Here is an 11,317-nt window from a genome sequence, read left to right as displayed (position 1 = left end):
AAATACTGAGATTTCAACCCAAACAGTTGAAATGGAAGAGATAATCTCGCCAGAAAGTTGTAAATTTCAGCTTGAGGTCGCCACTGTTTGCTTTTGCAGCCGACGTTCGCCGAAGTCATGCGCGAGACGTTCGCGGCGAAGATCAGGATGCAAAAACGCCCCGCCTGAGGAGGCAGGGCGTCTTCCGAACTGTCTGGAACGAGGTTCTTAGGCGGCGCGCACGGTGTCGAGGAACTTGCCGACCTCGAGCTTGAGGCGGTTGCTGTCGCCGGACAATGACCGCGCGGCTGCCAGCACCTGCGACGATGCCGAGCCGGTTTCGCCTGCACCGCGCTGCACGTCGGTGATGTTGGACGAGACCTGATGGGTGCCTTCGGCCGCCTGCTGCACGTTGCGCGAGATCTCCTGCGTCGCCGCGCCCTGCTCCTCGACGGCCGCCGCGATGGTGGACGATATCTCGGACAGCTTTTCAATGGTGTTGCTGATGGCGCTGATGGCGGCGACGGAGTCCTGCGTCGCGGCCTGAATGCCGGAAATCTGCTGGCCGATCTCGCCGGTCGCCTTCGCGGTCTGCTCGGCAAGCGCCTTCACTTCGGAAGCCACCACCGCAAAGCCGCGACCGGCCTCGCCGGCGCGTGCCGCCTCGATGGTGGCATTAAGCGCCAGCAGGTTGGTCTGGCCGGCGATGGTGTTGATCAGCTCGACCACGTCGCCAATGCGAGCCGCCGCCTTGGACAATTCTCCGACACGGTCGGTCGTGGTTCGGGCTTGGGTAACCGCCTCGCTCGCGACCCGCGCCGATTCCTGCACCTGGCGGCTAATCTCCGTAATTGAAGACGACAGCTCTTCCGTGGCCGACGCCACCGATTGCACGTTGGTCGACGCCTCCTCGGAGGCCGCAGCCACAACTATCGTCAGTTCCTGTGCCCGCTCCGCCGTCGAGGTCAAGGTCGAGGCCGAAGCCTCGAGCTCCGTCGCGGCCGACGACACCGTATCGACGATCTCGCCGACGGCGCCTTCGAAACTATCAGCAAGCTTGCGCATATCGGCCTTGCGCTGCTCGGCCGCCACCTGGTCCTGCCGCATCTTGGCTTCCGCTTCCTGGCGCGCCTTCTGCTCCGACACGACCTTGAATTTCTCGACGGCCGCGGCGACACCGCCGACCTCGTCCTTGCGGCCGAGACCCGGCAGGACAACAGAGAAGTCACCACCAGCGAGCTTGTCCATGGCAACCGTGAGCGCGCGGATCGGCCGCGCGATGGTCAGGAAGGACATCAGCCACGAACCGATGAGGACGAGCACGGCGCACGCACCGACCACCATGCCGAGACGCTCGCTCACGGCCATCTCCTGGCTCGCGGCAGCGATTTCTTCATCGCTCTTGTGCTTGGCGAAATCGGCAATCTCGCTGGTCAAATTGTCCAGCTGTGTGGCAAGCGGCAGCGTCACCTCGCGGATCTGGCGCGCGCCTTCCTCGGAAATCTTGGCGGCGCGGACGGGGTCCGTGGCCGCAACCGCAATGGCCTCGCTGCGAACAGAGGCGTTCTGCTGCGCGCCCTTCAGGTAATCGGCCGACGTAGACTTGAGCTTCTCCATCCGCGCGCGGTTTTCCGGGGCGTGCGACAACCTGAGCATGGAATCGACAACGCCGTTCAGTGCTTTCGACCGCTCCAGCAGAAGCTCGCTCGCCTTTTGCAAGTCACCCTGATTGTTGGCGAGACGCATGTCCCGTACGGCGAGTTGCAAGCCGCGTATCCCAAGCTTGGCTTCGGTAGCCTCGCGCACCAATTCCTGCTGCGCAAGCGCGGCCTGGTTGGAATGCCGCACGGTGTTGTTGCCGATGACCTGGCTCGCGATCATGGCGCCGACGAGAACAACGCCGAACGCCGAAGCGAGCGCGAGCTTGGTACCGATTTGCAGATTCTGGATGAGTCTCGACATGAGGGCGTTTCCCGGGTTGCGCGGCCAAGTCATTGTCGGCCGCCCTCGGCGTTGATCGCCCTTGCCTAAAAACTGAGCTTCAGGTGTGGTGATCTGGTTAACGATCCCCCCGGACAAATACCGGACTTACCGGAAAATCCCTTGAAAAACGGCACGGTCCGCGCGCTTAACAGGTTAACCACACGCGGCGGTAGGATGCCCGATTTCTAGCCAGTGCGACCAAGGGCCTTTTGGCTCTCGCCAATCAAGCTGATCCGGAACACCGGCTCCTTGTTCTCGTCGAGCAGCTCCATGCGCCATTCGGCGTTCTGTTTCAGGCCGCGCGAGATGCCGCCGAGCAAATTGGCACAGACTTCGGTCATCTCGGTCCAGGCCGCGGCGCGGTCCTCGAACTCATATGGCTGGTCGGCAGCACCGGAATAGCGGCCCGTGCTGATTCGGAAGAAGTACAGCGACATCGTTGAACCCTTTTATCGGGCCGCGCCCCCGGCCGTACGCAAACTGGGCGCGAACAGCTACCAACGCATGAAAGCCGCCGTCCGTATGACTACGGCGCGGCGGCTTCGTGTCTGATGGCAGCTCTCAACGACAAAGTGCGCGGACGCGCGCAGCCACTCACTGGGTCGAGCGGCGCAGCTCCAGCGGGGCGTCGTCCCTGGCGGGCTCCGATCTAACTTGCGGCTTCACCGGCTCGAGCCGGCTACTCTCGACGCGCGGGGTCTCGACACGCGCGGCGACTTCGGTGTTGGGCGTGCCGACCGAACCCGTGTGTTCCGAGGTGCGCAGCGAGCGCGGCCGCGCGACGGCCCGCGCCATCAGCATCTGGTTGCCGCCCTGGTGATGGAAGTCGCAATAGGCGAAGCCCATCCCCGATACCGAGCCGCGGAAACTGCGATCGTCGGTCTTTTCAAGGTTGAAACAGGGCTCGAACGGAATGCCCTTGATCGAGGCGCAGACGTTCTGGCCGCGGATCTGCAGCGTGTTGCCGGGCAGGCGGAGATGTTTCACCGGACCTGCACCCGAGAACTGCACGGCGCCGGCGGCGCCGAGGTCGTCCATGATGCGGCCCGCGCCCCGGGTGCCGTCAAAGCAGGTGAAAGCAAACACCTTCCCGGCGACGAAGCGGCGCGCCTCATCGGCGTTCATGCTTCCAGCAATGGCCGGCGTAAGCGTCGCTACCGCCGTGACCGCCCCCAACACAATACGCGCAAGCATGCTCAACTCCGAACCAACCCCGCAGCGGGCTATGCCTTATCTCTTTACCTGCTGCTTACCATACTAACCATGGCGACATTGAAGCAGCATGGTTGGTAAAGTCTGAACGCCGTTAGACAATTTTTACAGCGGTGCGACCGCGGACCTGGCCGGCGAGGATTTTCGCGCCCCACTCCGGAACTTCAGAAAGCGGAATTTCGTGAGTAATTTCAGCTAGTTTTGACCGGTCCAGATCGGACGCCAGGCGTTGCCAGGCAGCTTTCCGCGGCTCGATCGGGCACATCACGGAATCGATGCCGAGAAGGCACACCCCGCGCAAAATGAAGGGTGCGACGGAAGACGGCAGGTCCATGCCGGCAGCCAAGCCGCAGGCCGCGATCGCGCCGCCGTACTTCGTCATCGACAGCAGGTTTGCGAGCGTGGTCGAGCCGACGCTGTCGACGCCACCCGCCCAGCGCTCCTTGGCGATGGGCTTGGCGGCCGCCGACAATTCGTTGCGGTCGATCACCTCAGCCGCGCCGATCTCTTTCAGATAGTCCGCTTCGGACGCACGTCCGGTGGAGGCGATGACGTGATAGCCGAGCTTCGAGAGCACGGCGGTCGCAACCGAGCCGACGCCGCCTGCAGCCCCCGTCACCACGACCGGACCGCTGTTCGGCGACACTCCGTGCTTCTCCAGCGCCAGCACGGACAGCATCGCGGTGAAGCCGGCAGTGCCGATCGCCATGGCGTCGCGCGCCGATAGGCCCTGCGGAAGAGCGACCAGCCAGTCGCCTTTCACCCGCGCCTTCTCGGCATAGGCGCCAAGATGGGTCTCGCCCATGCCCCAGCCGGTGCAGACGACCTTATCGCCCGCCTTCCATTGCGGATGCGAGGACTGCTCGACGGTGCCGGCGAAGTCGATGCCGGCAATCATCGGGAAGCGGCGCACCACCGGCGCCTTGCCGGTGAGCGCAAGGCCGTCCTTGTAGTTCAACGTCGACCATTCCACGCGGACGGTGACGTCGCCCTCCATCAGTTCGGCTTCGTCGAACTGCGTGAGCTGCGCGGTGGTGCCCTTGTCCGCCTTGTCGATCCGGATCGCCTTGAACGTCGCCACAGCAAAACTCCCTGACTTGTTTCAGGGGATGTTTAGCCGATCAGGCAGGCTGCGCAACCGTTCGCTGGACCGGTTTCTCCACGATCGGAAGATTGATCAGCGCCGAGAGCACGCCGAACAGGATCGAGAGCCACCAGATCGGCGTGTAGGAACCGAACCGCTCGAACACGATGCCGCCGAGCCAGACGCCGAGGAAGCCGCCGACCTGATGGCTGACGAAGGCGAAGCCATAGAGCGTGGCGAACCAGCGCGTGCCGAACATGATCGCGACCAGTGCCGAGGTCGGTGGCACGGTCGACAGCCAGGTCAGGCCGGAGACCGCGCCGAACGCAATCGCCGAGAACGGCGTGATCGGAAACGAGATGAAGGCAAGCGTCGCAAGCGCGCGGGTGAAATAGATGGTCGAGAGGATGTAGCGCTTGGGCAGGCTGTTCTGGAGATAGCCGACGCTGAGCGATCCCATGATGTTGAACAGGCCGATCGCCGCGATCACCCAGCCGCCGATCTGCGTGGAGATGCCGCTATCGACCAGGAAGGCCGGCAGATGCACCGTGATGAAGGCAAGCTGGAAGCCGCAGGTGAAGAAGCCGAGGACAAGCAGCACGTAGGAGCGATGGCCGAAGGCTTCCGCGAGCGCTTTGGTGAAGGTCTGCTGGTCCGCAGGCGCCGCATTTGCCGCGCTTGCGACCGGCGGCGTCGAGAGCGCCAGCGACAACGGGATGATCAGCAGCATCAGGAAGCCGAACACGGTGAGCGCCTGCTGCCAGCCGAAATTGTCGATCAGGGCCACACCGATCGGCGCGAACAGGAATTGCCCGAACGATCCCGCCGCAGTGCCGGCGCCGAGCGCAAGGCCGCGCTTCTCGGCCGGCAAGAGCTTGGTGAAGGCCGAGAGCACCAGATTGAACGAGCAGCCGGCGAGACCGAAGCCGACCATGACACCAGCGCCGATGTTGAGCGACAGCGGCGTCGATGAGTAGCGCATCAGGAGCAAGCCCCCGGCATAGAGCAGAGCGCCGACGCACATCACCCGGAACAGGCCGAAGCGATCGGCGACCGCGCCGGCGACGGGCTGGCCCAGTCCCCACAGCAAATTCTGAAACGCGATCGCGAGGCCGAACACGTCGCGGCCCCAGGCATATTCATGGCTCATCGGCTGTACGAAGAAGCCCAGCGCCGAGCGCGGGCCGAACCCGAGCATCCCGATCGCGCAGCCGCAGAGAATGATGATCGCCGGCGTGCGCCAGGAGGAGGAACGGGAGACCGAACCGAGCTCACCCATCTGTATCGACATGCTGTTCCTCGTGCGTGGTCGCGGATTCGCAAATGGCGGCCGCGAGCCAGCTCGTTTAATGCATCTGCATGGAAACCCCAAGTCAAAAACGATTGCATTCCGCGAAGAGCTGGCGCGGGAGCATTGCATTTCCTCGCGGCCTCAGCCGACGCGCCGGGCGCGACTTAACGGAAACGTGTGCGGCAAGATCTGGCGGCTCCCAACACGACGTGTTATTTTATATTTGCTCATATCGAGCATATCGAATGATCCCCCGGCCTGTCGGCCGGATTTCTCAGGCTTTATATATGCTCAAAATGAGTACAAATGACATGCACGGGAGGCTTGGATGCCGCTAACTGGAATTTACGGCCCCGACGACTTTGCCAACCGGCCGCAGGGCCACGTGATCACCCCGGCACAGGCCAAGCAGTCGCGAACCGGACCTTCGCTGCCGATGCCTTCACTGGAATGGACGCCGGAGGTCGAGCGAGCCACCGCACCGCTTTACGAGCGCGTGAAACGTGTCATCCCGCCGATCGAATGGCCGCTGATGGCCCCGACGATCAAGGCGATCAACGAGCTGAAGCAGGCCCGGGGCGCGGTGATCCTCGCGCACAATTACCAGACGCCGGAGATCTTCCACTGCGTCGCCGACATCGGCGGTGATTCGCTCCAGCTCGCGGTCGAAGCCACCAGGGTGAAGGCCGGCATCATCGTCCAGTGCGGCGTGCACTTCATGGCGGAGACGTCGAAACTGCTCAATCCGGACAAGACGGTGCTGATTCCCGATACGCGCGCCGGCTGCTCGCTCGCCGCCAGCATCACCGGCTCCGACGTCCGCCTGCTCCGCGAAAAATTTCCCGGCGTGCCTGTCGTTGCCTATGTCAACACCTCCGCGGAGGTCAAGGCGGAGGTCGACATCTGCTGCACCTCGTCGAACGCGGTGCAGGTGGTCGAAAGCCTCGGCGCGCCCAGCGTGATCTTCCTGCCCGACCGTTATCTCGCCACTTACGTGGCCTCGAAGACCGACGTGAAGATCATTGCCTGGAAGGGCGCCTGCGAGGTGCACGAGCGCTTCACTGGTGCCGAGCTGCGCAGCTACCGCGAGGCCGATCCCTCCGTGCAGATCATCGCCCATCCCGAATGCCCACCGGACGTGCTGGCCGAGGCCGACTTCACGGGCTCGACCGCGCACATGGTCAACTGGGTGCGCGAGCGGCGGCCGCGGCGGCTGGTGATGATCACGGAATGCTCGATGGCCGACAATGTGCGCGCCGAGCTGCCCGACGTGGAGATGCTGCGCCCCTGCAACATCTGCCCGCACATGAAGCGCATCACAGTCGCCAACATTCTGGAGAGCCTGCTGACGCTTCGCGAGGAAGTGACGATCGATCCCACGCTCGCGGACCGCGCTAGGCGCTCGGTCGAGCGGATGATCAATTTGAAGAATTGAGATAAAGCCATGACAAACAGCATCAACACCCTCCCCCGCTCCGACGACGACGTCATCATTGTCGGCGGCGGCCTTGCCGGATTGTTCTGCGCGCTCAAGCTCGCGCCGCGGCCTGTGACATTGATCTCGGCCGCGCCGCTGGGACAGGGCGCGTCGTCCGCATGGGCGCAAGGCGGCATCGCCGCGGCGGTGGGGGAAGGCGATACGCCGGAAGCGCACGCCGCGGACACGGTTGCCGTTGGCGGCGGCATCGTCGACGAAGCTGTCGCACTCGGGATCGCGCGCGAGGCCGCACCGCGGATTCACGATCTTCTCGCCTATGGCGTGCCGTTCGACCGCGATCTCGAAGGCAGGCTCGCAGTCGGGCGCGAAGCCGCACACTCGGCGCGGCGTATCGTGCATGTGCGCGGCGACGGCGCGGGCGCCGCCATCATCGCTGCGCTGAGCGAGGCCGTGCGGCGCACGCCGTCGATCCGACTGATCGAAGGTCTTGTCGCCGAAGCGCTGCTGACCGAGGACGGCGCGGTCGCCGGTCTACAATTGCGCGAAGCTAGCGACGCGGCAGCACGCCCGGTCCTCATCGCCGCGCGAACGGTGGTGCTCGCGACGGGCGGCATCGGCCATCTCTATGCCGTCACCACCAATCCGCGCGAGGCCAGCGGATCCGGCCTCGCGATCGCCGCACGCGCCGGCGCGATGATTGCAGATCCCGAGTTCGTGCAATTTCACCCGACTGCCATCATGGTCGGCCGCGATCCCGCGCCGCTCGCCACGGAAGCCTTGCGCGGCGAAGGCGCGACACTGATCAACGGCCGTGGCGAGCGTTTCATGGCGGCGCGCCACCCGCTCGCCGAGCTCGCACCGCGCGACATCGTGGCCCGCAGCGTGTTCGCGGAGATATCGGCCGGACGCGGCGCCTTCCTCGATGCGCGGCAGGCGCTGGGCGCACGTTTTGCCGACAAATTCCCGACCGTCCATGTAAGCTGCATCGCCGCTGGCCTCGACCCTGCCACGCAGGCCATCCCGATCGCACCGGCGGCGCACTATCACATGGGCGGCATCGCGGTCGACGATCGCGGACGCAGCTCGATCGACGGGCTCTGGGCCGGCGGCGAAGTGTCGTCCACCGGCGCGCACGGCGCGAACCGGCTTGCGTCGAATTCGCTGCTGGAGGCCGTGGTCTACGCCGCGCGCATCGCCGACGACATCGCCGGCCGCGCGATTCCTCTGCCCGCCCGCCTTGCGGATGTGGCGACGCCGCGGGGCGGCGCGCCGGATGCTGCGGTCGTGAAGCGGCTGCGGACGTTGATGAGCACGCATGTCGGCGTGATCCGCGATGGTGACGGGCTCGCGGAAGCCGTTCGCAGCTTCGCCGCGCTCGAGCGTGAGGCCACGAGCATCGCGGTCCGCAACATGGCAACGGCAGCCCTGCTCGTTGCGGCGTCGGCCTGGAACCGGTGCGAGAGCCGCGGCGCGCATTTCCGCTCCGACCATTCCGCGAACATTCCCGCACTCGCGCACCGCACGATGACGACGCTCGCAGCAGTGCGCGAGATCGCGGACAGCCTGAGCGAACGCCCGACACCGCGCACCGCGCAACCCATGATCGCCTGACGGAGTCTGCCATGATCACCCCGAATTCTCTGCTCTATCCCGACGCCTTTCTCTCCCCGCTCGCGATCGAAGAGGCCGTGCTGCGCGCGCTCGATGAGGATCTCGGCCGCGCCGGCGACATCACCTCGCTTGCGACGATTCCCGAGGCAACGAAGGCGCAAGCGATCCTGGTCGCACGGCAATCCGGCGTGATCGCCGGCTTGCCGCTGGCGCTCGCCACCTTGCAAAAGCTTTCGCCCGACATTGAGATACGCGCACATGTTCGCGACGCGGCGCGTGTCGCCCGCGGACAGCAGGTGCTGACGATCTCGGGGCCGGCACGCGCCATCCTCACGGCGGAGCGGACCGCGCTGAATTTCGTCGGCCGCCTGTCGGGCGTTGCGACGCTCACGGCGGACTATGTTGCGCGCACCGAGGGAACCCGGATGCGGATCTGTTGCACGCGAAAAACCACGCCGGGATTGCGGGCGTTGGAGAAATATGCGGTACGCTGCGGCGGCGGCTTCAATCACCGCTTCGGGCTCGACGACGCGATCCTGATCAAGGACAACCACATCGCGGTCGCCGGCGGCATCCGTCCCGTGCTGGAGCGCGCCCGCGCCCATGCCGGCCATCTCGTCAAGATCGAGATCGAGGTCGACACGCTGCCGCAGTTGCGCGAGGTGCTCGACACCGGCTTTGCCGACGCCGTGCTGCTCGACAACATGGACCTTGCGACGCTGCGCGAAGCCGTTGGGATCAACGAGGGACGCCTCGAACTGGAGGCATCCGGCGGTGTCACGCTGGACTCGATCGCTGCCATCGCGGCGACCGGCGTTGACTACGCGTCGGCGGGTGCGCTGACGCATTCGGCGCCGAATTTCGACTGCGCGCTGGATATCGAGGCGTGATGCGGGGTTCCCTCTCCGTCATGGCCGGGCTTGTCCCGGCCATCCGCGCCTTGCAACCTTGTGCAAAGAACGTGGGCCTGGGACAAGCCCGGGCATGACGAATTCCTGTGAACGACTACCTTCGCTCGGTCGCGCCCATCTCGGCGGAGCTCTTGGCTTCCTGGGTGAGCTCGGCGGAGAGCGCGGCGGTCTGCGCTGGCGTCCCCCAGCTCGGTTCCTCGCTGCCGTCGCCCCAAGCGCGCGGGCGATAGAAGGTATGGACGCCGGTCTTGTACATCTTCTTCATCTCGGCGACCCAGGACGGGCGCACCCAATAGGCGTGGTAGTGCGTCGACTTGCCGACCTCGGGTAGCCAGATCTGGCCGTCGAGCATGGCCTTCGAGATCTTTTTCGCACGCTCCCACATCTCGGGCTCGCGGATCACGTCGGCATTGTTGTCGCAGGCAAAGGTGAACTGGCAGGCGAGATGGCGGTGCTTGTTCTGATAGACGGCGCCGCACACGGTGTCCGGATATTTACCGGAGAACACGCGGTTCATCACCACCTGCGCAACCGCCATCTGACCGCGCACGGCCTCGCCGCGGGACTCGAAATAAACGGCCTCCGCGAGGCATTTTTCAGACTTCGCGCGCGACTTCTCGTCGAGCGCGAGCCGCTCGGCCGGCGATCTGGCGCGCTGGTTGTCGACGTTGACCTCACCCTTCGGCGCGACGCTCTCGCCGCTTTCGATATCCTTCGCAATATCCTCCGACGGCGGCGACAGCGAGGCCGTCACCTTCATGTCGGGGTCCGGCATCACGATCAGCGGCTCGGCACCCGGCTGCCAGCTCTCGATGCTCTCGACGTTGCCGCCGAGCGAGGAGCTGCCGAAGAACAGGTTCGAGGTCTTGACGCGGAACGGATCGCGCGGCGGAGCAGCCGGAATGGTGGCCTGTTTCAGCGTTTCGAGCGGCTGGAGCGCGAGCGAGCGCGCAGCGTCGCTGGCTTGTGGCGCATTGGTGTATTGCGGCAGCGGCGGCGCACGCAGCGCCTCCGCGAGTTCGGGATCCAGCGCGGCCGCGGATTCCGGCGACATCGCCTGCGGCAGCGCGACGGTCTTGGCGCCGAACACCGAGCTGTTCGACGTCGCGGGATCCTCCTGCGTCGGCGCTGCCGTCGGCGCGCCCGCTTCGGGAGCCTGCGTCGGCGTGACCGTTGCGAGGCGATCACCCTTCATCGAGCGATCGACCTTGGGAAAATCGGCGGCCTGGTAGCGGGGCGGCGCCTGCAGCGCCGGATTGCGGCTGATCGCGCCGGTGACGTCGCGGCTGTCGAGGCTCGCGAGACGAACCATCGCGCTCTGCGGAGCCGAAGTGCCGATCGGCCGGGAAAAACTGTAAGTGGCCAGTTGTATGGAGGACGCAGCAGAGAATACCTGCTTCTGCCAACGCTCCGCGACCCCGGGTTGGCGCGCCAGCAGCGAGGCAATGTCCTGATAGCCGGTCTCTCTCGGCATCAATGCGAAGATGCAGAGACAGATGCCGAAGGACGCGAACCGCGCGCCCTTCGGATGGGTACGCAACAAAAACATCGATACGCTCACGCTACGCTTACGCTAGAAAAATCGAGCCGCAGTACATCCGTGCAATTCGATCTTTATCGTGAGTATCTAATTTAGGTTGCTGGGGCGTTAATCGGCGTTGCGCATGCGGCACACGCAAGCAATCGCAGGTGTTCTCACGGGGCGATGATGCGCCTTGGTAAATGCGCCCTCACGCGAAGGGGTAAACAACTGGTCAACGCGAATGGTGAAGGAACTCTTGCGCGCACGTGTCATTACGGGATGCGCG

The 11,317-nt window shown here is 64.9% G+C and carries 9 protein-coding genes; 3 read left to right on the top strand and 6 right to left on the bottom strand.

The features are described 5' to 3' along the window. Positions 1 to 207 precede the first annotated feature (207 nt). The 5 genes from ACIPUD_RS25250 to ACIPUD_RS25230 form a co-directional block, all read right to left on the bottom strand. Complete coding sequence (locus ACIPUD_RS25250) at positions 208 to 1,941, bottom strand: methyl-accepting chemotaxis protein (protein WP_354263428.1); 1,734 nt, start codon at positions 1,939 to 1,941, stop codon at positions 208 to 210. A 206-nt stretch (positions 1,942 to 2,147) separates the two neighbouring features. Further along, positions 2,148 to 2,399 (bottom strand): DUF6894 family protein, encoded by a 252-nt coding sequence (locus ACIPUD_RS25245; RefSeq protein ID WP_247298960.1) that lies wholly within the window; start codon positions 2,397 to 2,399, stop codon positions 2,148 to 2,150. Positions 2,400 to 2,556: 157 nt separating this feature from the next. Then, positions 2,557 to 3,156: a hypothetical protein gene (locus ACIPUD_RS25240; RefSeq protein WP_247298962.1), complete on the bottom strand. Its 600-nt coding sequence runs from the start codon at positions 3,154 to 3,156 to the stop codon at positions 2,557 to 2,559. A gap of 112 nt (positions 3,157 to 3,268) precedes the next feature. Further along, complete coding sequence (gene acuI, locus ACIPUD_RS25235) at positions 3,269 to 4,255, bottom strand: acrylyl-CoA reductase (NADPH) (protein WP_446481753.1); 987 nt, start codon at positions 4,253 to 4,255, stop codon at positions 3,269 to 3,271. 40 nt (positions 4,256 to 4,295) lie between these two features. Continuing rightward, positions 4,296 to 5,549: an MFS transporter gene (locus ACIPUD_RS25230; RefSeq protein ID WP_085352605.1), complete on the bottom strand. Its 1,254-nt coding sequence runs from the start codon at positions 5,547 to 5,549 to the stop codon at positions 4,296 to 4,298. Positions 5,550 to 5,877: 328 nt separating this feature from the next. Here ACIPUD_RS25230 and nadA point away from each other — a divergent pair, with 328 nt between their 5' ends. The 3 genes from nadA to nadC are packed head-to-tail and all read left to right on the top strand — an operon-like array spanning position 5,878 to position 9,488. Further along, positions 5,878 to 6,984 (top strand): quinolinate synthase NadA, encoded by a 1,107-nt coding sequence (gene nadA / locus ACIPUD_RS25225; RefSeq protein ID WP_446481752.1) that lies wholly within the window; start codon positions 5,878 to 5,880, stop codon positions 6,982 to 6,984. A 9-nt stretch (positions 6,985 to 6,993) separates the two neighbouring features. Then, positions 6,994 to 8,598, top strand: coding sequence for an L-aspartate oxidase (locus tag ACIPUD_RS25220; RefSeq protein ID WP_446481751.1), 1,605 nt, complete (start codon positions 6,994 to 6,996; stop codon positions 8,596 to 8,598). An 11-nt stretch (positions 8,599 to 8,609) separates the two neighbouring features. Next, complete coding sequence (gene nadC, locus ACIPUD_RS25215) at positions 8,610 to 9,488, top strand: carboxylating nicotinate-nucleotide diphosphorylase (protein ID WP_446481750.1); 879 nt, start codon at positions 8,610 to 8,612, stop codon at positions 9,486 to 9,488. Between the two features lie 115 nt (positions 9,489 to 9,603). Here nadC and ACIPUD_RS25210 read toward each other — a convergent pair whose 3' ends face one another. Further along, complete coding sequence (locus ACIPUD_RS25210; protein ID WP_446481749.1) at positions 9,604 to 11,058, bottom strand: cell wall hydrolase; 1,455 nt, start codon at positions 11,056 to 11,058, stop codon at positions 9,604 to 9,606. Positions 11,059 to 11,317: the final 259 nt, after the last annotated feature.

The sequence above is a fragment of the Bradyrhizobium sp. CAR08 genome (genome assembly GCF_052871955.1).
This window is presented reverse-complemented; position numbering and strand designations above follow the sequence as displayed.

Excerpts from the sequence above, each read along its gene's own strand:
- ACIPUD_RS25250 (WP_354263428.1), bottom strand. The coding sequence starts at position 1,941 with ATGTCGAGACTCATCCAGAATCTGCAAATCGGTACCAAGCTCGCGCTC.
- ACIPUD_RS25245 (WP_247298960.1), bottom strand. The coding sequence starts at position 2,399 with ATGTCGCTGTACTTCTTCCGAATCAGCACGGGCCGCTATTCCGGTGCT.
- ACIPUD_RS25240 (WP_247298962.1), bottom strand. The coding sequence starts at position 3,156 with ATGCTTGCGCGTATTGTGTTGGGGGCGGTCACGGCGGTAGCGACGCTT.
- ACIPUD_RS25230 (WP_085352605.1), bottom strand. The coding sequence starts at position 5,549 with ATGTCGATACAGATGGGTGAGCTCGGTTCGGTCTCCCGTTCCTCCTCC.
- nadA (WP_446481752.1), top strand. The coding sequence starts at position 5,878 with ATGCCGCTAACTGGAATTTACGGCCCCGACGACTTTGCCAACCGGCCG.
- ACIPUD_RS25220 (WP_446481751.1), top strand. The coding sequence starts at position 6,994 with ATGACAAACAGCATCAACACCCTCCCCCGCTCCGACGACGACGTCATC.
- nadC (WP_446481750.1), top strand. The coding sequence starts at position 8,610 with ATGATCACCCCGAATTCTCTGCTCTATCCCGACGCCTTTCTCTCCCCG.
- ACIPUD_RS25210 (WP_446481749.1), bottom strand. The coding sequence starts at position 11,058 with ATGTTTTTGTTGCGTACCCATCCGAAGGGCGCGCGGTTCGCGTCCTTC.